This is a genomic window from Nostoc sp. ChiQUE02, from assembly GCF_034531305.2.
Classification (GTDB): domain Bacteria; phylum Cyanobacteriota; class Cyanobacteriia; order Cyanobacteriales; family Nostocaceae; genus Nostoc.
On the sequence record NZ_JAVRBN020000019.1, the window covers coordinates 78,701 to 104,195 of the forward strand.

Genomic DNA, 25,495 nt, shown 5'->3' on the forward strand with positions numbered 1-25,495 from the left:
CTGCCTCTTAGCCTTGTTCAAATGCGATCGCTCTGGAGTTTAACACATCTGAAGGGGCGACATGAAGCCTATAAAGCTGACTGTATAAGCTTCATAGCTCTCATCCCTTGTAAATAATTCTCTAGTTTATGGCGACTTAATCGCATTAAATCTTGAACTAAACTCCAACAATAACCAATGAAATTAACCCAGTTATGTGCATAAAGACCGATATAAAAGTTACTATGCCTTCTGTGATAACGTCCATATTCTTTGGGACGTGCCACATATTTTGCGATTCCTTTACTCTGAATGTTCTGACCTTGTAATGTAGCAATAGTATAAGCTAATGAGATGATTAAGACTAAAGCAATAAACCGCTTACCTTCCAAATTTGTCTCCTCTAAATTGTAGCCACCGCTTTTAAAATCTCTAAACATCTCTTCTATATCAAAGCGTTTTTGATATGCCTGAATAGCTGTTGTTTTACTATTCATGTTAGTTAAAATAAACCATCCTTCTTTTGCTTTGTGTTGACGGTAATTCTTTTTCCATTTGCAAGCCACATTAAATCCCTTCACTTGTTTAGTTTTTGTTACCGTCGCCTCTGACACAAAAAAAGATGTTCCTGGTTTTAAACCCAAATCTTTTATTTCACACCACAAATGATCTTTCAACTCAATAAAATCATTTTTCTTGAGTCTTAAACAAAACTCAAACCCTTGGTCATCAAGCCATTTAGCCAAGCTCACTGAGGGAGATCCAATAAATAAATCAGCCCAGCCGTATCAATAATATTTTTGGCAAAACCGAGAGATTTAGGCGCTTTCGCCCTCAAGGCGAAAGCGACGGCTGGGCTGATTTATTCTTGGCAAGTGCCTGAACAAAACTCCCTATCTCCTAATACCACCGTTTTATAGTTGTTAAATAAGGGGATAATCTTTGATAATGCCTTAGTTTGTTCTTCTAAGTTACTACTACCTAATTTCGCTAAAAGCTTCAAGTATATCGGAATAGCTCTTTTTTGATAAATTACACTAATCATTAGTAGATTTTTTCTTTTCCAATTAGTTCTATCAATTGCTAAATATATTCGCTGATTTCCGAGGAAAGTTTGAGCTAACCATTGTTCAATTATGGGAAACCACAATTCTTCTATATTCAATATTGGTAATGATAGAAACCTTTGTAACTTCTTCCGTCTTGAATGGGATTGAATGAATAATGGTAGAGACTCTGATATTTTCTCTAGTTTCACATCTTTGATATTTTGTACTACGTTAATCACCAGCGTCAGAAATATTAATTCGGACTGTGAAAGTAAACTTTGTAGATGCTTCTGGTATAATTCAGGTAACATTTTCAACAGATAGGTCTTATTGACAATACTGACCTATCTTTTTTTACCATAATTCGCTCAACTTAATACAGTACAAAGGCTTTCGGGTGCTTGTCCCCCCTTCAGTTAACACATAGTGAATTCAATACGGTTCGGTTAAGGTTTTTTGATGAAAATTTTAGATCACAAAGATGCTATAAATCATCACAAAGACGCGATAAATCGCCGTCTCTACAATATAGAGACGGCGATTCATCGCGTCTCTTGCCTTAACCGAACAGTATTGATAGTGAATTGACCAACAGTCTCATCTGAACTGGGGAAATATGACAGCGTGTCTTTTGACACGATTTTACTATTACAGCAACAATGCTACGTAGTGACTGTTTTTACTTGGTGTGAAAGAGAACGTGAAAAAGGATTTTTTGTTGCTAACAGTTGCTTTACCGAGTTTACTGATAGCGTTTCCTGCCTATGCTGCTGAGAGTGAAATTAAGCAGAGAAATACTGATAAATCAACCGAAGTCATTTCAGATATTCCGAGTTTGAGTGAAATCGAGCTACCTGTCACTAATGCCGAATTATTAACTCAACAATCTGCACCGAGTGAGGATAATCCAGAAACTCAGCCAGAAACAGAGCAAACTCCGAGCGATGATGCAGATATCTCCATAGAAGCGATCGCAGAACCAGACAACCTACCTCAATCTACCCCAACTTACGTAATTGATAAAGAAGAAATTCAAAAGCAGGGCGCTACAAGTTTAGCCGATATTTTGAAAAGAATGCCTGGTTTTGCGATCAATGATGTAGGTCATGGTGCAGATATTCATACAGGTACATATTACCGGGGAGCCTCAATTAATCAGTCTGTATTTCTGATTAATGGCAGACCAATTAACAATAATGTCAATACTTATCATGGTGGGACTGATTTAAATAGCATTCCTGTAGAGGCTATTGAACGAGTGGAATTATATAGCGGCACAGCCTCCGCATTGTATGGTTCCTCAGCTTTTGGGGGAGTTGTGAATATTATCACCAAAGAAGGTTATGGCAAACCTAAATTGAGTGCTAGTGCAGAATTTGGCTCGTTGAGTTTAAATAATCAGCAAGTAACTTATGCTGGTTCATCCAATAATGTCAAATATAACTTTAGCTTTGAAAGATTCTTTACAGATAACCGTTACCGCGTCCCTGTAGGTGCAGCAAATCGTGATGAACAGGGATTTTTATCGAATGCAGACACAGCTACAAGTACTTACTTTGGTAGCATTGGACTAGATTTAGATAAAAAAAATTCATTGAATTTAGATGTTACTGCACTCAGCAGTCGTCGTGGCTTAATTTATTTTGGTTTCCCTCTGCAAAGAGATAGATTAGACCACGATGGTTTAAATGTTGGCTTATCCTGGAAAACTCGGCTAGGTAATGGGGAAAGCTCTAACCTGACAACCTCAATTGGTTATAACCAAGATTATTTCAGCACTTATGGTCCTACAGGAGCATTTTACCGCACAGGAGCTTTAGATACCCAACAACTTACAGCCAGGGTAGATCATGAGTGGAAGGTTACTTCCAATAATAAATTGCGCTGGGGATTAGATTTGAAAAACACCGATTTAACTGGTGATGTTTTGAGTACAAATCCTAGTAGGATTGCTACTAATGAAACTGAAGATAGGAGTTTATTCAATACAGCTTTATTTGCTGTCAATACTTGGAATATTAGCGATAACTTTCTGATAGATTTAGGGCTAAGGCAAAGCTTTGACAGTCAGTTTGGAAATTATCTCAACCCTAGTGTTGGGTTACGTTATGCCGTCACACCAATAGTAGCAGTGCGTGGAAGTTGGGCAGGGGCACAACGCAATCCTGGGTTAGATCAGTTGTATGTTTATGATACAGTTCATGGTTGGGAACCTAATCCTGATTTAAGACCGGAAACTGGCTCTACTTGGAGTGCGGGAGTAGATGTCAATTTTTCTCAAAATCTGATTGGGCAGTTTACTTACTTTGGTAGTAGCATAGGCGATCGCTTGGGAGTTATCGCTGGAAGATGGGAAAACATTGGAGTAGTAGATACCAATGGTTTAGAGGCTGCATTGCAATTAAGAATTGCGGCTGGCTGGTCAACTTTCCTCAACTACACTTATACAGATGCTCAAATAAAAACAGGTTCAGAGAGAGGTTTGCAATTAGGCTTGATTCCCTACTCTGTACTGCAAACTGGCGTGGGTTATGAAAATGCGGGATGGCAGGCTAACTTGTATGTTACTTACAATAGTGGCGCTCGCAGATCCATCTTTGCTAATCCTGGTGACAAGGCTACAGATTTTGCACCATCTTTTGTGAATTTAGATTTGAGCGGTCGTGTACCTTTAACTAGCAATTTAGGATTAACAGTTTACTTAGAAAATTTACTCGGTGAGCAATATGAGCGAGTTAATCGCATATATAGCCCTGGATTCACTTTTCGTGTGGGTTTAAACGCCAGTTTTTAGGTGTTAAAATCTCTGCGTTCTCTGTGACTCTGCGGTTTAAAAGTTATTTATTGAACTACAGAGGTGCAGAGAACACAGAGACAAAGAGCAGCTTTTTGGTAAAGAGGAGGCACCGCGATATAACATCGTGCGTTAGGCTAAAGTCGTAACGCACCCTACTTAAAATTTACTTTTAATCTAAAATATAAAATTTAAAATTGTTATGAGAGCCAGAATTGAAAATCAAATACTTTTTATCCACCACGAAGATTTGCCAGAGTTTAAGAAGGGTGGTTCGGTGGTGCGGAACTCTTATTTCTGGGCGTTACGTTCAATTGCCGCTCATGCTTCGCGTTATCGTGATTGGGAATACGAACCGGAGGTTTGGCTAGCACTTTCAAGAATGCTTTTATCTTTTGCTGAATCTGGGTATTTGGGTCTTAGAGAAACCTTACTGGAGTTTCCTTTCTCTCAAGGGGAAATTCCTAGTTTGCTGCGAGATGTGTCTACTTTTGAGTAGGGTTGCTGCCGCGAGTAAGGGACGCGAAGCCTCAAAGTAGGCATTCCCAGTCGGAGGCTGGGAATCAGATAATCTCTCAAAGTTTTCTTGCTTACTAAAAACGTTTAATGGCAAGAGATACTCACCCAACAGTTGCAATCATAGATGAATATTGTGAAAATATGCGCGATGCAAATAAGTTTTCAGATGGGATATTGATACTTCATAAATACTACAAAAGCTTTTAATAAATTCTTTCGTAATTGAGACAAGCGGAACTTAGACTTGAGTGATACTGGTAATTCCTCATAGCTGACAGGGATAAAGCCTCTTTGAGCCTAAAAAATTTCTAATTGATGTTCTAAACATTTTAAATAAAGCGGTTGAATAGATTGAGCAATTAAATGCTGCATTAAAAAAGTCCCTAATCCTTGATTTCGGTAAGCTGGTACAACAAATAGACTACCAAGCTCTTGTGCAAATTTAAAGTTTCGTAACTGTCCGAAAGCGACTAAAAAGCTATCATGCTCAACAACCAAAAATTGCTGCTATTTTAGTTGAGAAGGGTCAAGTCTTCCTCTAATAATAAACAAAAGAATTAACCACATATCAACAGGTTTCGCTTTGCGAATAACGTACCCGTGTGGCAATAAGCTCTTATGTGTATTCTTCATATACTCATGTAATCATACTTATAATAAACCTTGATTAATTAGAGTATTATTTTAGATTATTAATCATCAAATTTTAATAGTTGAATCATATTTTCTTCATATATCATGATGAAATCTGCATTAGGTTTTTATAGAAATCGATCAATCTTTTTTGTTCTAAATAGTGAAGTACTTGGTTAACACATTGCTGTGGGGTGAATTTATCAGTCTGACAAATAATTTCTGGATTTAATGGTTCTTCATAAGGGTCAGAGATGCCAGTAAAATGTTTAACTTGTCCTACTTGTGCTTTGGTGTAAAGTCCTTTGACATCACGGAATTCACAAACTGCAAGTGGAGCATTTACATAAACTTCGACAAAATTAGTTGTTGTCTGTTTGAGTTGATCTCTAACTTCACGGTAGGGGCTGATTGCAGCAACGATCGCAATTATGCCATTGCGACTAAGTAATTCAGCTACAAAGCCAATACGACGCACATTTGTATCTCGGTCTTCTTTGCTAAAACCCAATCCTTGTGAAAGATGGGTGCGAACGACATCACCATCTAGCACTTCTAAGCGATAATTTCTCCTTTGCAGTTTTTGGGCTACACCGTGGGCGATTGTTGTTTTTCCAGCACCACTTAAGCCTGTCAGCCAGAGGATCATACCTTGTTGTTTCATGTTTTATTTAATATTTAACAACAGTCTTGAACCTTTAGTTATTAGCGATCGCCTCTAGGTTAAAATCATCTCAAGTTTGAAAAAACACCAGATGTATTTGCCATACTTCCGTTCTCCAGGGGGGGCGCTAGGGGAATCTGTGGCTGGGCGACAATCACATTGGCTAGACTACTGCTAGTGGGAGTTTCCCAGAAAGATAAACCCTCATATTGAGCGAATAAATCAGGGGGTAAAACGGTTGCACGAGGTTGAAACTCGACTTTTGAGCGGATGTGATGCAGTCCATTTGTATTCAGGCGGCGATCGAATTCGTTGGCTTCGTACTGCACATTGGTAAAATCATGCTCGAAGGGTTCTTCTCCCAAAAATTGATAAATCAGCGATAAAGTTTTATCGGGAGCTTGGCTTAATATGTCGTAGTCTACCAAGAGTAAAGATGCACTATATTCGCTATAGAAAGCTTCCTTGAGAGCGTTATAAGCAAACCCGACTAACCTTCCCGGCTGACTTAAAGCTTCGGTGCGCGTGTAAACGGTAGAACGTTCACCAGAATTATTGAATAAACGCGACACATCAAATGCATTTTTCCTGATTAGTCGTTCCACACTATCCATTATCCAAGCGACATTCCGCACGCAGCAAATCACTTTCGCGTCGGGAAATAGCTGGTGGATTAAAGGCAATTTGCTACACCATAAGCGATTGGTATCGAAGATAACTGCTTTGTCGGCTTGCGGCTGATAGAAAGTTGAAAAAATCGTTAAAGTTAAAGCTTGTTTTTGTTCAGGTGTAATAAAAACTGAAAACTCATTATTCTCACTCATGGCTTCCAGCATACTGATAACCAGACCCCCAACAGGACTGCTCATGTCGGCGTGAAATCGGGGATTTTGCCGCAGTAATGCTCCGAGTAAGGTGGAACCCGAACGGGGTAATCCAGAAATGAAGTGTAATTTCGGTTGCATCATTGGGTTTTGGTTAGTTACTAATTAAAAAACTACCAGATGGGGCATTGAGCATTGGGCATTAGTTATTTTTATCTTGCTCCCCCTGCTCCTTCCTCCCTGCCCCCTTGCCTCTTACTCAGGCGACAATCTGAAAATCGCTTGCATTTAGTGGAGGGTTGCCTTGAATGGTGGCAATTCGAGTGAACCTCAGCGACAAAGGATTGTCAGAGATGTAGTTCAAGCCTCCCGTCTCTAAGTTGTAAACAATATTGACTGCTCCGAGACTTCCAAGAAGGTTGCTCAGGGCATTGGTATTCTGGACTACTCGAAACTCACCACTTTGACTGAATCCATCGCCCACTGCACTATCAATGCCTGTGAAAGTGGTCTTGGATAAAACTATCTTGTCAGTACCTCGCACGAAATCGGTGATGGTATCTAGCCCCACTAATTCGGCGTTAGCTTGAGTGAACTGTTGTCCAGAATTGAAGGTAAAGCGATCGCTCCCAGCACCGCCAATCAGGGTATCATTACCAGCACCACCGTTGAGCGCGTCATTACCAAGTCCGCCGTAGAGGATGTCATTCCCAGCATTGCCGTTGAGGAAGTCGTTGCCCTTGGCTCCGAGTAAGATGTCGTTGCCACCGCCGCCGTTTACGGTGTCGTTACCAGCACGGCCATCAAAGGTTTCGTTGCTGCTGGTGCCATTGATTAGATCATTACCAGCCTTGGGTTCAGTCACCGTAGTGATGGTGCCAAATACGTTGTCGTTATTAGTGCTGCTCCCATTATCATTAGCGGCAGAATTCCCTGAGTAAGTTGGCAGCGTCCCTTCAGAGACAACAGTAGGCAAAGTGGTGGGCATTCCTTGGTTGTTGTCGTTGGTATTGGTAGTGCGCTTCATAATGAACAATGCCCCTCCCAAGCCTTGACCGTTACTTTCAGTAAGCACAGTATCTCCTCCGCCGCCGGTAGCTCTGTTGTTATTCAGATTGACGGAATTGAGGGTGAGGGTGCCACTACGTATAAAAATAGCACCTCCCATACCTGCACCACCATTGCTGGTTGTGGAAGTGCTTCCGCTGCCGCCAGCGCCGTAGCCACCGCTGCCGCCAGCGCCGTTTCCGCCAGCGCCGTAGCCACCAGGTCCGCCGCCGTTGCCGCCGCCACCGCCGCCGCCGAAGCCACCGTTGCCGCCCAAGATAGTGCCGAAGCCGCCACCGCCGCCGAAGCCACCGTTGCCGCCCAAGCCACCGTTGCCGTTGCTACTGGTGCGTAAGTTACCGCCGCCGCCACCGCCGAAGCCGCCGTTGCCGCCCAAGACAAAGCCGCTGGGGGCAACTCTAGTGGTGCCACCGTAGCCCCCGTAGTTCCCATTACCGCCATAGCCACCAGGCTGACCAGTGCTAGAAGCAAACAATCCCCCGCCGCCTTGGTTGTTCCCATTACCGAATAAACCGCCGCCGCCATTACTATTCCCAGTTATACTGCCGCCGTTGCCACCTTGCGCTCGGTTATTGCTAAAACTTACATCGCTCAAAGAGACATCCCCACCGTAGATGAACATCCCTCCTCCCATTCCCGCACCACCACCTCCTCCGGGGCCGCCATCCCCTCCTTTAGCGGTGCTGTTGGTAATGGTCAGGTCGTAGAAATCCACTTTTCCCGACTTGATGAAGAAGGGACGCAAATCTCCATTGTCCGTTTGCCCATTGTTGTTGGCATCGCCACTGACAGACTTCCCGTTGCCGATGACCACGATATCACTGTCGAGCAGGGTTTTCATCACCCCCGTAATTCTGGTGTTCGTTTTGAACTCGATAGCGTCAGCCCCTTCATTGCGGTTGGCTTGGAGGATAGCATAGCTGAGAGTGCCTACCGTGTCTCCGTTTCCGTTGTCGGTGCTTTGAGTGACTTGATATAGTGTCATAAATTTTACCTCTCGTTTTTTCTTTGTTTAACGATTCGACAAATGCCATTATTCCTGGCATTGAGCAATCCTCTTACTTTGTTGCTATAAGCAAATGCGATCGCACTTGCTTGTTGAGCGATCGCATTTGCTTGTTCGGCGATCGCATTTGCTTGTTCGGCGACAGCATTTGCTTGTTCGGCGACAGCATTTGCTTGTTCGGCGACAGCATTTGCTTGTTCGGCGATCGCATTTGCTTGTTCGGCGATCGCATTTGCTTGTTGAGCGATCGCATTTGCTTGTTCGGCGATCGCATTTGCTTGTTCGGCGATCGCATTTGCTTGTTCGGCGATCGCATTTGCTTGTTTAGCGATCGCATTTGCTTGTTTAGCGACAGCATTTGCTTGTTCGGCGACAGCATTTGCTTGTTCGGCGACAGCATTTGCTTGTTCGGCGACAGCATTTGCTTGTTGAGCGACAGCATTTGCTTGTTCGGCGACAGCATTTGCTTGTTCGGCGACAGCATTTGCTTGTTCGGCGACAGCATTTGCTTGTTCGGCGACTGCTTGAATCGCCCACGAAGAGTGATTTTGAAGCTTTGGCGGAGGGTCTCTGGCTTTACTCCTGAATTCTGACTTCTTTTTGGAGTCATTACGTACTCCTTTGGAGAACGCGTTTGTTGTCTTCCCCTTTGTTAGGAGAGGGGTACAAAGTGTTGGCGATAAGCGAATCTTAAGCCTTCTCCTTTGGAGAAGCTAGCGCAAACGGCTATCGCGTCTTGTAGAGAAGCAATCCCAAACCCTTGCGTTTTCTCAATGACTTGTGTAGTTTTATATTGACTATGTATTACGGATTAATTTACAGCTTATTAACAGTTTAATCAAGGGTTCTTACAAAACGTCCTACTAAACCCACTTTTCCCACTTTACTAAGTAAATATTGTTGTAGCTAAATATATAGTCATAGCGCTTACTAAGCAACTGAGCTATACATAAATCTTGTTTAAGCATTTAAGTATTTTGAGAAAGCAATCAGGCATTTTGATAAAGTAATCAGCAAATATACCTGACCATAAGAGAATGGTGAGACAAGGGGGAAGAATTACTGTAACTCTCAGTCCTTGTCCTCTTGTGCCCCTACGATAGATGTGGTTGCAATGCACGAAAAGTGCTGTAACTAATATTACATGACTAAAATAATGCTTGAACTCATCGGGCACTCAAATGAGGTTCAATCCGTCACGACTAGCCATCATGCCCAAACTTTGGCTGAAGTAAGGGTAGTTGTGAGAAGACAATTAAAATGCACGAGTTAATGGAAAAAAATAACATGAAAATAACGATTATTACTAAAACATTAATTACATCCATCGTTTTGTTAGCTTTATTTGCCCCAAGTCAAGCATCGGCTCAACTTATACCGCAACCTTGGGTTTCAGTCGGTGGAAAAGATGGTGATGTAACTTATGCTGTAGGCGCTAGAGCTTTAAATTTTGGGGTTGAGCTAGGAACTGGCCCTGATGGCGCTACGGGAGTAGATGTTTTAAAATTTATCAGTTTGCCTGTCATCTCACCTTATGTAGGAGTTGGACTTTATTCAGAGGATAAAGGTGTTGCAGTTTCCGGTGGTGTTCAGGTAGGTGCTACTGATAACGTTTTTGTTGGTGCTGGTTACAATTCTATTCGTGGCTTTAACGGGCAACTGGGAATCAGATTTTAACTAATTCGTAATTCGTAATTCGTAATTCGTAATTCGTAATTCGTGGTGATCTTGAATTAGTTGGGGTCTAAATCTATAACTAATTCAATTATGGATATCAATTACGAATTAATATTATGCAGGGGGAATAATTGAAGTTGAAATTATTTCTCTGACATGAACTGCGGAATCTTGTTGTAATGCTGATGCCACGATCGCTTCACTTTCAACTATACTTAATCGAGCGATCGCTTGTTTCACTCCAGGTATACTTTGAGGATTCACACTCAATTCATCCAGCCCTAAACCTAATAAAATTGGTGTTGCTATAGTATCTGCTGCCAATTCTCCACATAATCCTACCGAAATTCCTGCCGCATGGGCAGCTTGGATAGTTTGTTGCACCATTCGCAACACCGCTGGATGTAGGGCATCAACCAAATTTGCCACGCGGGGATTAGTGCGATCGCTAGCCATGACGTACTGACTCAGATCGTTAGTCCCTATACTAAAGAAGTCTACTTCAGCTGCTAACTGATCTGCGATCGCTACTGCTGATGGTACCTCGACCATAATTCCTACTTTCATCGCTGCATCAAAGGGAATACCAGCTTGATTTAATTCAGTCTGCACTTCACCCAAAATTGCTTTAGCTGCACGTACCTCTGTCACAGTAGCAATCATCGGCAACATGATCTTAATTTGGTGTCCTACACTGGCTCTCAAAATTGCCCGTAACTGAGTTTTGAACAAATCCACACGATCTAAACAAAAACGAATTCCCCGCCAACCTAAGAAAGGGTTAGCTTCTGGAAATCCTACTCTGAGATAAGGAAGTGGCTTATCACCACCGACATCTAAGGTACGAATAATTAGCGGACGATTATCTAAAACTTGGGCGATCGCCTGATACACTGCTAGTTGTTCTTCTTCAGTGGGGGCGCTTGTCCGGTCGAGATAGAGAAATTCGGTGCGGAGTAATCCCACGCCTTCTGCACCGTTAGCCACAGCAACTTGGACATCACTTATACTACCAATGTTGGCGAAGACACTAACTTGCCGACCATCAAGAGTAATTGCTGGCTGGTGTGCCGTAGCTCGTGCTTCCTGTTGGGCAGTTCGCCAAGCTTCCTGCTTTGCTGCCAGTAAATCCAGGATATGTGATTCTGGTTCTACCCAAGCTCTGCCACTTTCACCATCAAGTGCCATCAGTGTACCATCTGCCAAGTGCAACACTTGGGCATCTACTCCCAAAACTGCGGGAATACCTAATGTCCGGGCGATAATTGCGCTGTGGGAAGTGGCGCTACCAGAAGTAGTACAAATACCCAACACCTTAGTAGGATCTAATCCAGCAGTATCTGACGGGCTTAAATCAGTCGCCACCAAAATTGCAGGTTCCTCAAGATGCAAATTAGCAGAAGGATTCCCAGCTAGTAATCGCAGCACTCTTTGCCCGACATCCACAACATCCTCAACTCGCTCTTGCAGATAAGAATCTTCAAGTGTGCGGTAGGAAGTCGCTACTTCATCTACTACGGCTTGCCAAGCGGCTTCACCATTTATATGGTGTTCTAAGATGCGCTCTTTAGCCGCTTCCAACAGTACTGGATCTTCTAAAAATAATAGTTGGGCGTCAAAGATGGCGGCTTCAGCGTCACCAATTTGCAGAGATGCTTGTGAGAAAACCGCTTGAATTTCTTGTCGGGCGGTGTTAATTGCCGCCTGTAATCGTTGCCACTCTGCATCAACATCATCTACGTGGTATTGCGTAATAGCAATGTGGGTGGGTTGATAATGAACAACAGGTGCGATCGCTACTCCTGGAGAAGCTGCAATTCCTGAAAGTTCACCATGAATTGGTGGGGTAACTTCATGGTGAAATGCTGGTGGAGAATTTAAGACAACATGATCTTCACCAAAATTATTTGCGAATAATGCCTGTAATGCTGCCAGCGCTTCATCTGCATCTGAGCCAGTAGCAGTAATCAGTAGTTCGTGCCCTTGACGCACCCCTAAAGTTGTGACTTGGTTAATACTCTCACCCCTAACTAGCTGAGTATTCCTAGTTAAATTCTGCACCAGAATTTGGGATTGAAACCGGGCTGCGGTTGCCACAAACTGCGCTGCGGGACGAGCGTGTAATCCTAAGCGATTGCTCACAATCAGCCGGATTTCTCGCGTTGGTGATTCTATATTGGTTGTTGTTGGGGTGACAAGTGACAACGGCCTACTAACTACACCCAATTGAGTTGCTTTTGCTAGGAGTGCGCCGCGTGCTTCCGCCATAACTTGGTGAATATCTCTACCAGCAGCCGCCGCTACCACAGCAGCGATCGCGCCCTCAACTAGAGGTGCTTCACACAAATGAACTTTTTGCTGCTGTGCTTCTGGGAGAAACTCGATTGCCATTTCTGCACTCAGCAAAGCACTACCCAAATCCATTAACACCAAAACACCATCATCAGAAAAAACAGAAGCGATCGCTTCATAAACCTGGATGGGATCTGTACCCAATGGATTTTCAGGATCTTCAATACCTGCTGCAACAGCAATGGGAACTTGGCCCTGAACCATCTGCGCGGCGAGTTCCCGCACACCCAAAGCTAGTTGTTTACTGTGAGAAACGATAACAATTGCGATCGCGGCCACACCGTCAACCTTGTTGAGAGGTTTGCGTTTAGCTAGTTATCCATTTCATTTTTCCCATTCTGCTACAATTGCAACTGCCCGAAAACCTTCCGGTCTTTCCAGCTAGAAATGCGAACAAAATAGCCTTCTTTTACGGAAATACGTGGTGTCCACTCATAAACTCCATCGCTAGCAGTACGGGAAGAAATGTTTTGGATAAGTTTGCTTCCATCGTACAACTTAATCGAGACATCGCCGTCAAAATTATCCCGCCACAATATTAAATAAGGCTGATCCTTCTTTGGAAGTACTTTAACAACTGGCTGACTGATGGAGATTTTTGGTGCAACCTGATTTTTGCTTTTCTTACGGAATCCCAGATAATGAGGTAGGTGTCGGAAAGTTGGATTTTCTTGCAGATTAGACAGTTGGGGAACAATAATGTTTCCATTCTGCGAATTGAACAAATAAGTTGATCTGCCGCCGTCAACAGTAATAATATCGCCTTTGACTCCTAATTTACGTAATAAATCGGCTGCCTCATCCAGAGTTGCTTGGTTCACCGTCATAATCAACAAAAGCTCGTCACCCTTAACACCATCTTTGTTCAGAGTACCAATGACTTGATACTTATTCGCTTGGTTTTGCGCTAATACTTTCGCTGGATGATCGCTGTATCGGTAAGTAACGATCGCATTCTTCACTGCTTTTTGGTTAAGAGGCGCACCACTAACCTGGTCGTAATCGGTAATGTATGCCTGCTTATCATCCCAGACTAATGTCTTGAGGCGAATATTACTATAAAATTTATCTTTTGGTTCCTTGATTGGACCATAAGGGCTAGTGCCACCAGTGATCACTACACCATTGAGTTTAATGGGAAAGGATAATTGAGTACTAGATTGATATTGCTCAAAAAAAGAACAATTAATCATCGAAAAAACGTTGTTTTCGTAAAGTTTTTTATATTCGTCTGCAACTTCAGAAAACAACTTATTTTGGAAAAAAGGGCTGTAATGGCCACCTTCTCCTTTATAATACTTACCCTCATTTAGACCCATATTATCTACCTCTCCAGTAATTTGGTCTATGTGCATTTTGCGGAGATCAATAACTTGTAAATAGGCTTCGTTACCATTCGGTAATTGTTTTTTATATAAAGCTGCACCGTCTACAGTCTGGAGAGGCTGATAAGAAGATAGAGGGTTGAAAGTTTGGGCAATCCAAAAGCTGCTCAGAATCGGCAGCAAAAAAAGCAAGAAATTGATTAGAACATTCATCGTCGCTTGACCGCAATTGCACAAAAAGTGTCGTTACCACTTTAAGGCTAATAAGTTGCGTAGGCATAGCCCGTCGTAGACATCGCATCCACAAAATAAGAGTGAATGGGTTACTCCTGAATCCTAACTGGATGCCTAAGCCAGGAAGTCACCCTCCTGCCTCCTGAATTTGACCTCCAATCAGACTTTTTATGACTAAACAATACAAAGCACTTGGAATTGACTTTAACAAACACCTAACTATAGAAGTCTTTTTCATGCTGTATTTCTTGAAGAAACAGTTTAATTTAGATTCATGGTTAAACAACAGGTTCGGAACACGGCTTGCACAAAACCAAACAGCTAAGGCTCTATTGAAAATAATAAATAATATTTATTTTCATCAAACTATCAGCCACTAAATTCCAGTAAATCTCGAGTTAAATCGGAGTTTACATCTGTGCAAACCACAACTTAATCTGAACTTGACCAGTTCAAAATCAACACCTAAAGGACAAAAAAATGACACTTTACAATCTTGGTACACTCGGTAGCACTCCTGTAATCAGAAATAACTTTAATTTAAGTGCATCTGAACCCACAGATGTCTTTCAGTTCAAAATCACCAGTGGCAAAAATATCAACCTGTCTCTGACAGACATCAGCGCTGGTGATGATGCCGACATCCGGCTGTTTCGCGATGCTAACAATAACGGTGTACTAGACAACTTTGACCGAATTTCTGGACTCGTTTCCAATCGCGGAAGCAACCAAGATGATGCGATTAACTTTAAAACTAGCTCAGGTACTTTTTTTGCGGAAGTCTCTCGCTTTGCTCCAGGTAGCTCAGGCAGTGTTAGTTACGATTTAGCCTTGTCTGCAACTGCACCGGCTGGAACTTTACCGATTTCATCTAGTTCCAGCAACCTTCTACCTAAGGAATTTGTACTTGGTAACTTGTCAGGTGATGTCACTCGTTTAGGCAACGTCAATAACACTAACACTACTGATGTTTACAGCTTCTCTTTGGGAACCTTTGAGGGTGTCAACATTAAATTGAACGGATTAAGCACCGATGCTGATATCCGGCTGGTTCGAGACTTGAACAACAATCGCATCGTTGATGCAGGCGAGGTAATTGCAAGCTCTAATAATGCAGGTATTACTTCAGAACTGATTTCTAACATTAATCAATCTGGTGACTACTTCTTGCAGGTGACTGAATTCACTGGTGCAACTAACTACGTTGCGACTTTTGACCACTTCACTACTCCCTTTGCTTAAGTTTAGGCATTGGCAGTGATGAGTGGTACTTGAAAGTTTTGTACGGCAATGCTTTCAAGGGTATGCAAATGATGTAAGCGGCAGAGAATCATACCTGAACTTTGCCGCTTTTATTCCACACTCTAGACAATAAAAATACATCTTGACTGAACTAAAACTGATCTTGCTTTAACCAAATTATTATTTACACCGAAAAAACAAAAAAATGACTAATTTCAATCTTGGTACTCTCTCTAGCACTCCTTCTCACTTTTCTTTTGAAACACCAAGCCCTACTGATGTTTATCAGTTCCAACTCAGCAGTACCAGAAATGTCAACTTATCTCTTAACGAGATTAGCGCTGGTGATGATTCCGACCTGAGACTTTTTCGAGACGTTAACGGTAACGGTGTATTAGACGCCGCCGATCGCGCAAATGGATTGGTTGCAAGTTCGCTTAATATCAGCAACTTTGATGACTCGATTAATGTGAGAGCAGGCGCAGGTACTTATTTTGCTGAAGTCTCTCGCTTTTCTGGTTCTGGCACTGTGACTTACGATTTAGACTGGTCTGCAACGACACCCAATTCAACATTCGATTTCAGCAATCTTCTGCCCAAGGAATTTGAACTTGGTAACCTGTCAGGCGATGTCACCCGTACTGGTTCTATCAGTGACAAAAATACTGCTGATGTCTACCACTTCTCTTTAGGAAGCTTTGAGGGTGTCAACATCACATTGAGTGGACTGAGCAATGATGCAGATATCCGACTAATTCGGGATTTTAATCACAATGGCAGAGTTGAGGCAGGGGAGGAAATTGCCCGCTCTATTAAGGGCGGTATTACCTCAGATATCATTTCCAATATTAACGATGCTGGTGAATACTTCTTACAGGTCGATCAATTTAAAGGTAGCACTAACTACACTTTGAGTTTTGACCAGTTCACCACCCCCTTTGCTTAAGTTTAAGCATCGGAAGTGGTGAGTAGTGCTTGAAAGTATTGTACGGCAATGCTTTCAAGGGTATGCAAATGATGCAAGCGGCAGAGAGTTATACCTGAACTTTACCGCTTTATTGCATAAATTATAGCTGCACTTATCAAATATTTCAACAAAATCGACCTAAAATTTTTTCAGTTTACACCAGGGAAGAGATGTGAACACAGATGAAGGTCTGTAGAGTTCTTTCTATTGCCGGCCCATTTCACTTTAACCGATGCGATGGGGCTTGCCGATGAGGTGAAGGTGTAACAACTAGAAATATCCTATTAACTATAAGAAACCTCTGGTAACTCAGAGGTTTTTTTGTATCTATTTTTAAGGCAGGTCTATACAACAATTTTTTTGTGTGACTAAGGATTTGCCAAAACGATCGCCTGACACAAGCTTGTGCCTATTGCTTCACACATCCCTGATTTCATGAAACTCGTTCTCGATTAGGCGAATGGTGAATTATAAGACTTTTTATGACTAAACAATACAAAGCATCTGAAATATTACTTTCAAACCCCTAACTATAGAAGTCTTTTTCATGCTGTGTTTATTGAAGAAACAGCTTAATTTAGATTCATGGTTAAACAACAGGTTCGGAACACGGCGAGCACAAAACCAAACAGCTAAGGCTCTATTGAAAATAATAAGTTTTCTTTATTTTCATCAGAATCTAAGCCGCTACATTCCAGTAAATGTCCATTTAATCGGAAATTTACCTCTGTGCAAATCACAACTTAATCTGAACTTGACCAGATCACAATCAATATCTAAAGGACAAAAAAAATGGCACTTTTCAATCTTGGTACACTCGGTAGCACTCCTGTTGTTAAGAGTAACTTCACTTTAAGTACAACAGACCCAACAGATGTCTTTCAGTTCAAAATCACTAGTGGCAAAAACATCAACCTGTCTCTGACAGATATTAGCGCTGGCGATGATGCCGACATCCGATTGTTTCGAGATGCTAACAATAATGGTGTACTAGACAACTTTGACCGAATTTCTGGACTTGTTTCCAATCGAGGAAGCAACCAAGATGATGCGATTAACTTTAAAACTAGCTCAGGTACTTTTTTTGCTGAAGTCTCTCGCTTTGCTCCAGGTAGTTCAGGCACTGTCGGTTACGATTTAGCCTTGTCTGCGACTGCACCCTCTGGAACTTTTCCGCTTTCAGCTAGTTTCAGTAACCTTCTACCAAAGGAATTTGTACTTGGTAACTTATCAGGTGATGTCACACGTTTTGGTAACATCAGTAACACTAACACTGCTGATGTTTACAGCTTCTCTTTGGGAACTTTTGAGGGTGTCAACATTAAATTAGACGGATTAAGCACTGATGCTGACATTCGGCTGATTCGAGACTTTAACAATAATCGTATCGTTGATGCCGGAGAGGAAATTGCAAGCTCTACTAAGAGCGGTATTACTTCAGAACTGATTTCTAACATTAATCTATCTGGTGACTACTTTTTGCAAGTCACTGAATTCAGCGGCAACACTAATTACAAGGTGACTTTTGACCACTTCACTACCCCCTTTGCTTAAGTTTAGGCATTGGTAGTGATGAGTAGTACTTGAAAGTTTTGTACGGCAATGCTTTCAAGGGTATGTAAATTATGCAAGCGGTACAAATCCATACCTGAACTTTACCGCTTGCATTTCTAAATTTATCTCTGCACGGATCAAATATTTGCACAAACTATGAATAAAACATTACAACTAGGCGATATCTACGACGAGCGTAGCGGCAGTCTTCTCTTACCACCAGAAATTATTCCCTTTTTGGCTAGTTACAATCTGATACCGCAATTGTTATCTCAGAGGATTATCGAATTAGCGATGTCTACGACGGGCTACGCCAACGCACCAATTACCTGCACACAAGCCGAAACAACTCAGGCTCTAGAGCAATTTTATCAGCATTGGGATTTGACAACCGAGCAAAAAATCCAAGATTGGTGCTTACGTTACGGTTTGACTCAAGAACAATTAGAACTTTTTGCCACCCGAAAGCTCAGAGTAGAAAAGTTTAAGCAAATAACTTGGGGACATCAACTAGAATCTTACTTCCTTAAATACAAAAGGCATTTTGATAAAGTCATTTATTCTTTAATTCGGACTGATAGCAGAGGAACTGCTAACGAGCTATTCTTCCGAATTACAGAAGGAGAACAATCATTTTCTGAACTAGCACGTGAATATTCTCAAGGGCCAGAAGCTGATACAAATGGGATCGTCGGCCCAGTAGAACTTGGTACAATCACTCCCAATTTTGCTCAGTTACTTTGCACAAGTCAAGTGGGTATAGTTCAAGCACCCGTACTCTTTGGAGACTCATGGGTGATTGTCCGTGTGGAAAAGTTTATCAGCGCACAGTTGGACAATTTTATGCGCCAACGATTGCTACAAGAGAATTTTGAAACTTGGTTTCAACAGCAACTAAGTCAACTATCACCAGAAGAAAAAACCTGGATGGGAATCAACACTAAACCAGCACAGGTTCAAGAAGCGAACGCTGCCTAGAAATTATTAAAATCGGGTGCAAGAACATGACAAATACAATCGTTGATATTCAAGAATTTATTGCTGAACTGTTTCCTTTTAATTATCTGTCGTCAAATGTTTTAGAAAATTTGCTCAACAAAGTGCAATTTTTCCGCTACCGCATCGGGCAGGTAATAGTAGCAAGGGAAGCGATGCCCGATCAGATTAGCATTATCTACCAAGGACAAGCGCGTTTATTAGCCTACAATTCCCAAGGACAAAATCCGGCGACACTGAAGTTACTCTCATCAGGAGAGGTTTTGGGTTGGGTAAGTCATGTGCGGGGTATTGCTTGTGAAACTGCGATCGCTTCTACTGAAGTTATCACTATTAATCTACCTATTGCTGGTTTTCTAGCGTTACTCAAGCAGGAAGAGGCTTTTGTCCAAGCGTTGCAAAATGAAATCACTCTTTTAGAAGTGTATGAACTGCTCACCGAAGAACTCAGCCGTCGTGCAGATGGGAGCAAGAATGTAATTAAGCTTGCCCAGGCTGCAACTGAAGTTGCTATCATCCGAACAATCCCTGCACGCAAAGTCTTCCACCAGCAGTTAAATTCAGAATTTTTGTGGTTAGTCAGCAGTAATTTTGATGCTGAGTTCCCTGTGGGTAGTCGCTTAGAGTTAGATGAACTCAACCCCAAGCTGAAATTTAATACAAATATGCGCCTGGTGGGATTGCCCAAATCAATACTTGGAGAAAATCTCGCCCCTCCTATACTAAAAACACTTTTACCCGCAGAGATTCCCTACGCCTCAGAAATTACTGTCACAGAAGAACCAGCAGTTAAGGGTAAACAAAAGAAGTTTCCTTATATCAAAGGTAGAGGGCCGCTGGATGCAACACTAGCTTGCTTCCAAATGTTGAGCCAATACTTTAACATCTCCTGGCGCAAAGATACACTGCGGCGGGTGTTGACAAAGCAGCACGAACAGAAGGGCATTATATCTCTGCAATTTTGCGCCGCCGCCGCCGAGTTGATGGGGTTGACAACACAAATGGTGAAAGTTCCCGCCACCGCAGTCGGACGCTTGCAATTACCAGTCATGATTTCTTGGCAAGATAGTTTTGCCATCATCTACAAAAATAGCAATCAAGAGTTACTCATTGCCGTTCCAGAGATGGGGCTACTGCGCTACAAATTACGAGACTTTGCGGAAAACTGGGGGGCTGAAGGAGAAGTCCTGCTGCTACAAACCACCAAAAATACTCCCAAGGCGCGGTTTAGTTTGAGTTGGTTTGTACCTTCACTGCGGCGCTATCGCAAAGTACTAATTGAAGTACTAGTCGCTTCCATTGTTATCCAACTGTTTGGGTTGGTAAATCCTCTCGCCACACAGGTGATTATTGACAAAGTACTGGTTGGCAACAGTCCTGATACCCTGGAAGTTTTCGGCATCTTTTTGCTGGTAGTAGCAGTCATCGAAGCAATACTCACCAGTGTCCGCACTCATTTATTTACAGATACCAGCAACCGGATTGACCTCATCCTTGGTTCTGAGGTGATTAATCACCTGTTGCGTCTGCCATTATCTTATTTTGAACGCCGTCCTGTGGGGGAATTGGCAACGCGAATTCACGAGTTGGAAAACATCCGTTCTTTCTTGACTGGTACAGCTTTAACTGTGGTGATGGATGCTGTATTTTCAGTGGTCTACATCGTAGTAATGGCAATTTACAGCCCAGTGTTGACATTAGTTGCTTTGGCAACAGTACCGCTATTTGCCTTGCTCAACTTGATGGTATCACCTTTGATGCGGCGACAATTACAAGAGAAAGCTGAGTGCAATGCCGAAACGCAATCTTACCTAGTGGAAGTAATGGGGGGAATGCAGACAGTCAAGGCGCAAAATTTAGAAATGCGATCGCGTTGGCAATGGCAAGAACGCTATGCTCGTTACATTAGCGCAGGTTTCAAAACCGTCTCTACCCAAACTACCGCCAGTTCTGTTAGCAGTTTTCTCAACAAGTTTTCTAGTATGCTAGTGCTGTGGGTAGGAGCTTTTCTCGTCCTCAATCAACAACTCACTTTAGGACAACTCATCGCCTTTCGCATCCTGGCTGGTTATGTCACCAGTCCCTTGTTACGCCTGATGCAACTTTGGCAGAACTTCCAAGAAACCGCTCTATCTCTGCAACGCCTTGCTGATATTTTAGACACTCCCCAAGAAACAGAAATCGGCAACTGTCAAAATATCCTTATGCCCAGTATTCAAGGTAGTGTCAGGTTTGAAAATCTCAGCTTCAGTTTCCGCGAACATGGGCCGATGCAACTGTGCAATATTAACTTAGATTTTCCGACTGGCTCCTTTATCGGAATTGTTGGTCAAAGCGGTTCCGGTAAAAGCACACTGCTAAAATTATTACCTCGGCTTTACGAACCCAAGTCCGGCAAAATCTTGATTGATGGCTACGATATCAGTAAGGTGGAACTTTATTCCTTACGTCGTCAAATTGGGATGGTGCTACAAGATACCCTCCTGTTTGATGGGACAGTCCGTGAAAACATTGCCTTGGGATATCCTGATGCTAGCGATGAGGAAATTATTACCGCCGCCAAGGTAGCATTTGCCCACGACTTTATTATGTCTTTACCCAGTGGTTATAACACCCGTGTCGGCGAGAGAGGTTCAGGACTGTCTGGGGGACAACGCCAACGAGTAGCGATCGCTCGTACTGTTCTACAAAATCCGCAATTACTGATTCTCGATGAAGCTACAAGTGCCTTAGATTACAATGCCGAAGCCCAAGTTTGCCGGAACTTGGCGACAACTTTTCAAGGTAAGACAGTATTTTTCATTACTCACCGCCTCAGCACAATTCGCAATGCCGATGTCATTCTGATGATGGATCAAGGTGCTGTGGTAGAACAGGGAACTCATGAAGAATTGATGGCGCTCAAAGGTTATTACTACTGTTTGTATCAGCAACAAGAAGCGAAAGTTTAGTCATTTGTCATTAGTCATTTGTCATTTGTCATTTGTCAGCCGTAAATACTATTGTTTCAACTTTAAATAATGAAACTTCAAGCTTAAAACTCGATACTTCAGCCTTTAAACTCGGAAGTTGCACCTTTTTGCTTGAACGTTGAGCCTTTGAACTCGGAAGTTGAGCTTTTTTGCTTGAACGTTGAGCCTTTGAACTCGGAAGTTGAGCCTTTTTGCTTGAACGTTGAGCCTCTGAACTCGGAAGTTGCACCTTTTTGCTTGAACGTTGAGCCTTTGAACTCGGAAGTTGCACCTTTTTGCTCGAACGTTGAGCCTCTGAACTCGGAAATTGCACCTTAGCATTTCTAACTCTTGTACAGACGCGATTCATCGCGTCTCTCTGCACTCCTCAATGCCCAATGCCCCATTCCCCATTCCCCATTTATTATGAATATTCAATATAAATTCGATCAACCAGTACTTTTACAACAGACACCTACTTGGTCACGAGCGATCGCTTGGACTATTGTTGGAGTTAGCACCTTCACAGTAATCTGGGCCTCAGTCTTCCAAATTGATGAATCAATTCATGCTACTGGCAAGTTAGAACCACAGGGTGCAGTCAAAGAAATTCAGGCTCCGGTTCATGGTGTTGTCAACGAGATTCTAGTCAAAGATGGTCAGCGAGTCAAAAAAGGTGAAACACTCATTACTCTAGAAAAAACTACTTCTGAGGCGGAGTTAACTTCATTGAAACAAAGTCGCGCTGCTCAATTGCTTGCCAAACAGGCGCTAGAGCAAGAAAATGACTTCTATCGCCGTCAGCTTCAAGGGAGCATATCACTACAACAAGTGGCACAGCAAACTGCTCTGTTGAAAATTAAACCAGAATTAGCCTTTTTGACCAAGAGTCGAGCAGCCATTATTGCCGAAAACCAGTTGTACCGGACACAGTTAAATGGTGCGACTGCTGGAAATACTCTCACAAGAGAGCAACAGTTACGCTTGCGAAATCGCCAAATAGAATTAGAATCGCGTTTAGCCACAGCTAATTTAGAAACAGGACAGACGCAACAGCAATTTTTCCAGACTCAGGCGGAATTAACTAGCGCTAAAGAGTTGCTGACAATTAATCAACAAATTCTTCGCAGGTTTGAACCTCTAGCACAGCAGGGGGCGATTTCCCAGGTGCAATACTTGAAACAGCAGCAGGATGTCAGCACCAAACAAGCAGAAGTGATCCGATTGAATCGGGAACAGCAGCGATTACAATTAGCGATCGCACAATCAAATGAAAAACTTCGCAATACTGCGGCTGTGTCTCAAGAAGACTTACTAGCCAAAATTACAGATAACGACAAAAACATAGCCGGAATTGACAGCCAATTAACCAAGGTAATTGTAGATAATCAGAAACGCCTCTATGAAATTAACGGTCAGATTGGAGAGATTGATAGTAAGTTAACTCAGGCAGAACAAACCCTGAAATATCAGAAAATTACTGCACCAGTAGATGGAACCGTCTTTGAACTCAAAGCCAAAACAGCAGGATTTGTAGTTAATTCCAGCGAACCACTTTTGAAACTCGTTCCTAGTGATAACTTGGTTGCTAACGTATACATCACCAACCGCGACATCGGCTTTGTCAAAGAAGGGCAACCAGTGGATGTAAGAATTGATTCCTTTCCCTTCCAAGAGTATGGTGATATCAAAGGCGAACTAGTTGAGATTGGCTCTGATGCCCTACCTCCAGACCAAGTTTATAATTTCTGGCGTTTTTCCGCAAAAGTCCGCCTACATGGGCAGAAGTTACTGATTAATCAGCGTCAAATTCCATTGCAATCAGGGATGTCCATTGATGCTAATGTGAAATTACGTCAGCGCACCATTATGAGTATCTTCACTGATTTCTTAGTACAAAAGACTGAAAGCTTAAAGTCTCTGCGCTGAACAACAAGATTGGAAAACCTCTCCCCTAGAAGGGGAGAGGCTTTGAATTTTCTCCCTTCCCTATAAAATACAGCTTTTGAAATTAAAACTTTTGAGAGCATTGGCAGCAACGGATCACAAAAGAATCATAAACAGACGTAATAAGTTAGGCAGATTGTGGCATTTTTTATACCTGAGAACGGCAAATGAAATAAAGCTAACTGTTTAAATTTAAGTAAATAAGGAAAAAAATATGAAAAATTCCGCTAAAGTCTTATTTAAAACAAACTTTATTTTTTTTACAAATGAATATAGAAGAAGCGCTAGTAATTTTAGATACATTTCTTGAACATGGCTTAAGTGATGTTCAAGAAATAATATTTCGTCAAGCTTGGGAAGGGCAAACTTATCCAGATATCGCCGAAAGCTGTGGTTATGATGCCAATTATATAAAAGATGTTGGTTCTAAGTTATGGAAGTTACTTTCACAGGCTTTTGGGGAGGAGGTGACAAAAAGTAATTTTCGCTCAGTATTGAGACGGCGAAGCCTCCGGCAGGCTTTGCCTACGCAAAATAGCGTTTTGTCAGAAAAACTACAAACTGTACCAACAGTCTTGAGACAGTCTCAGCCAACAAGCAGAGTCAAAGATGGGATATCAGCGTCTTCTTTGGTGATTGAAAAGCAAGACGAGAGAAAAACCCCAGTCCTTAATCCCGATTTATTAGAGATTCCTGGTGGTTCAGTGCCGCTCAATTCCTTTTTTTATATAGAGCGTCCGCCAATTGAAGAACGCGCATATACAGAAATCAACAAACCTGGAAGCTTAATCAGAATCAAAGCCCCCAGCAAAATGGGAAAAACGTCCCTAATGCACAGAATTCTTACTCATGCTAAACAGACTGGGGTACACACCGTACAGATCGGTTTACAGAGAGCAGATAGTCAAGTTTTCACTAGCTTGGAAAAATTCTTACGCTGGTTTTGTGCTAACGTCAGTCGGCAGTTGAACCTAGAGATCAGACTCGATGATTATTGGGATGAAGATATTGGCAGCAAAGTTAGCTGCACATTGTATTTACAGGAGTATTTGCTAGAGAAAATCGACGCTCCGGTAGTTTTAGCTTTGGATGAAGTGAATCGAATTTTCGAGTATCCAGAAATCTCTAGGGATTTTCTCCCATTACTACGCTCTTGGTATGAGGATGCTTCCGAATTAGAAATCTGGCAAAAACTCCGATTAGTAGTAGTTCATGCCACTGAAGCTTATATCCCATTAGATATTAATCAATCCCCTTTCAATGTGGGACTACCGATTAAGTTACCAGAATTTAGTTTAGAGCAGATGCAAGAATTGGCGGTGCGTCATGGATTGGATTGGGCCAAGGGTGAGAAAGGATTGGAAAAGCTGGCTCCTCTACTAGCAATGATTGGTGGTCATCCCTATCTAGCTCGTCTGGCTCTTTATAACCTGGGACATCAAACAGTAACTCTAGAGCAGCTACTACAAGAAGCTCCCACAATTGCCGGCATCTATAGCAACTATTTACGGCATCATCTAGCCAATCTTCAAGAACATCCCGAATTAGCGATCGCACTCAAACGGGTAGTTACCTCTCCAACAAGTGTGCAATTAGAAGCGATCGCTGCCTATAAATTAGAAAGTATGGGTTTGGTAAAACTTGAAGGAAATCAGGCAATGCCTAGCTGTGAGTTATATCAGCTATATTTCCAAGAGCAATTAACCTAAACGCT

The 25,495-nt window shown here is 42.3% G+C and carries 18 protein-coding genes and 2 pseudogenes; 10 read left to right on the forward strand and 10 right to left on the reverse strand.

Annotated elements, in window-relative coordinates; genetic code table 11:
• Nucleotides 1–39 precede the first annotated feature (39 nt).
• Nucleotides 40–734 (reverse strand): annotated as a pseudogene (locus tag RM347_RS20130) (IS4 family transposase); the annotation flags it as partial.
• 128 nt (nt 735–862) lie between these two features.
• Nucleotides 863–1,339 (reverse strand): annotated as a pseudogene (locus tag RM347_RS20135) (IS4 family transposase); the annotation flags it as partial.
• Nucleotides 1,340–1,728: 389 nt separating this feature from the next.
• Between RM347_RS20135 and RM347_RS20140 the strand changes: the two are divergent.
• Both RM347_RS20140 and RM347_RS20145 read left to right on the forward strand, forming a co-directional pair.
• The gene (locus RM347_RS20140) at nt 1,729–3,822 is read left to right on the forward strand and encodes a TonB-dependent receptor plug domain-containing protein (RefSeq protein WP_322716953.1); all 2,094 of its coding nucleotides are present in this window, start codon (nt 1,729–1,731) and stop codon (nt 3,820–3,822) included.
• 202 nt (nt 3,823–4,024) lie between these two features.
• Nucleotides 4,025–4,321, forward strand: a complete 297-nt coding sequence (locus RM347_RS20145) for a hypothetical protein (RefSeq protein WP_322716954.1) — start codon at nt 4,025–4,027, stop codon at nt 4,319–4,321.
• Between the two features lie 317 nt (nt 4,322–4,638).
• Here the strand turns inward: RM347_RS20145 and RM347_RS20150 are convergent, their stop codons facing one another.
• The 5 genes from RM347_RS20150 to RM347_RS20170 form a co-directional block, all read right to left on the reverse strand.
• Entirely contained in the window at nt 4,639–4,839 is a 201-nt protein-coding gene (locus tag RM347_RS20150; protein ID WP_322716955.1) for a GNAT family N-acetyltransferase, read from the reverse strand.
• Between the two features lie 238 nt (nt 4,840–5,077).
• Nucleotides 5,078–5,638 (reverse strand): adenylyl-sulfate kinase, encoded by a 561-nt coding sequence (gene cysC / locus RM347_RS20155; protein ID WP_322716956.1) that lies wholly within the window; start codon nt 5,636–5,638, stop codon nt 5,078–5,080.
• A gap of 65 nt (nt 5,639–5,703) precedes the next feature.
• Complete coding sequence (locus RM347_RS20160; RefSeq protein WP_322716957.1) at nt 5,704–6,606, reverse strand: sulfotransferase family protein; 903 nt, start codon at nt 6,604–6,606, stop codon at nt 5,704–5,706.
• Between the two features lie 115 nt (nt 6,607–6,721).
• Nucleotides 6,722–8,515, reverse strand: coding sequence for a calcium-binding protein (locus tag RM347_RS20165; protein WP_322716958.1), 1,794 nt, complete (start codon nt 8,513–8,515; stop codon nt 6,722–6,724).
• Between the two features lie 73 nt (nt 8,516–8,588).
• Nucleotides 8,589–9,146 carry a hypothetical protein gene (locus tag RM347_RS20170; protein WP_322716959.1) on the reverse strand — a complete coding sequence of 186 codons (558 nt, stop codon included), beginning with the start codon at nt 9,144–9,146 and terminating at the stop codon, nt 8,589–8,591.
• 677 nt (nt 9,147–9,823) lie between these two features.
• Between RM347_RS20170 and RM347_RS20175 the strand changes: the two genes are divergently transcribed.
• On the forward strand, nt 9,824–10,213 hold the full coding sequence (locus RM347_RS20175) for a hypothetical protein (RefSeq protein WP_322716960.1): 390 nt from the start codon (nt 9,824–9,826) through the stop codon (nt 10,211–10,213).
• A 114-nt stretch (nt 10,214–10,327) separates the two neighbouring features.
• Here the strand turns inward: RM347_RS20175 and ptsP are convergent, their stop codons facing one another.
• Both ptsP and RM347_RS20185 read right to left on the reverse strand, forming a co-directional pair.
• Nucleotides 10,328–12,844 (reverse strand): phosphoenolpyruvate--protein phosphotransferase, encoded by a 2,517-nt coding sequence (ptsP, locus tag RM347_RS20180; protein WP_322716961.1) that lies wholly within the window; start codon nt 12,842–12,844, stop codon nt 10,328–10,330.
• 62 nt (nt 12,845–12,906) lie between these two features.
• Nucleotides 12,907–14,103 (reverse strand): hypothetical protein, encoded by a 1,197-nt coding sequence (locus tag RM347_RS20185; RefSeq protein ID WP_322716962.1) that lies wholly within the window; start codon nt 14,101–14,103, stop codon nt 12,907–12,909.
• Nucleotides 14,104–14,604: 501 nt separating this feature from the next.
• Here RM347_RS20185 and RM347_RS20190 point away from each other — a divergent pair.
• The 5 genes from RM347_RS20190 (at nt 14,605) to RM347_RS20210 (ending at nt 21,834) form a co-directional block, all read left to right on the forward strand.
• Nucleotides 14,605–15,366 (forward strand): PPC domain-containing protein, encoded by a 762-nt coding sequence (locus tag RM347_RS20190; protein ID WP_322716963.1) that lies wholly within the window; start codon nt 14,605–14,607, stop codon nt 15,364–15,366.
• A 205-nt stretch (nt 15,367–15,571) separates the two neighbouring features.
• Complete coding sequence (locus tag RM347_RS20195; protein WP_322716964.1) at nt 15,572–16,312, forward strand: PPC domain-containing protein; 741 nt, start codon at nt 15,572–15,574, stop codon at nt 16,310–16,312.
• 813 nt (nt 16,313–17,125) lie between these two features.
• Nucleotides 17,126–17,887: a PPC domain-containing protein gene (locus RM347_RS20200; protein ID WP_322716965.1), complete on the forward strand. Its 762-nt coding sequence runs from the start codon at nt 17,126–17,128 to the stop codon at nt 17,885–17,887.
• A 156-nt stretch (nt 17,888–18,043) separates the two neighbouring features.
• The gene (locus tag RM347_RS20205; protein WP_322716966.1) at nt 18,044–18,865 is read left to right on the forward strand and encodes a peptidylprolyl isomerase; all 822 of its coding nucleotides are present in this window, start codon (nt 18,044–18,046) and stop codon (nt 18,863–18,865) included.
• Nucleotides 18,866–18,891: 26 nt separating this feature from the next.
• Complete coding sequence (locus RM347_RS20210; RefSeq protein ID WP_322716967.1) at nt 18,892–21,834, forward strand: peptidase domain-containing ABC transporter; 2,943 nt, start codon at nt 18,892–18,894, stop codon at nt 21,832–21,834.
• Nucleotides 21,835–21,862: 28 nt separating this feature from the next.
• Here RM347_RS20210 and RM347_RS20215 read toward each other — a convergent pair whose 3' ends face one another.
• The gene (locus RM347_RS20215) at nt 21,863–22,204 is read right to left on the reverse strand and encodes a hypothetical protein (protein ID WP_322716968.1); all 342 of its coding nucleotides are present in this window, start codon (nt 22,202–22,204) and stop codon (nt 21,863–21,865) included.
• Nucleotides 22,205–22,260: 56 nt separating this feature from the next.
• Between RM347_RS20215 and RM347_RS20220 the strand changes: the two genes are divergently transcribed.
• Together RM347_RS20220 and RM347_RS20225 are read left to right on the forward strand one after the other, a co-directional pair.
• Entirely contained in the window at nt 22,261–23,763 is a 1,503-nt protein-coding gene (locus tag RM347_RS20220; RefSeq protein WP_322716969.1) for an HlyD family efflux transporter periplasmic adaptor subunit, read from the forward strand.
• 284 nt (nt 23,764–24,047) lie between these two features.
• On the forward strand, nt 24,048–25,490 hold the full coding sequence (locus RM347_RS20225; protein ID WP_322716970.1) for an AAA-like domain-containing protein: 1,443 nt from the start codon (nt 24,048–24,050) through the stop codon (nt 25,488–25,490).
• Nucleotides 25,491–25,495 lie beyond the last annotated feature (5 nt).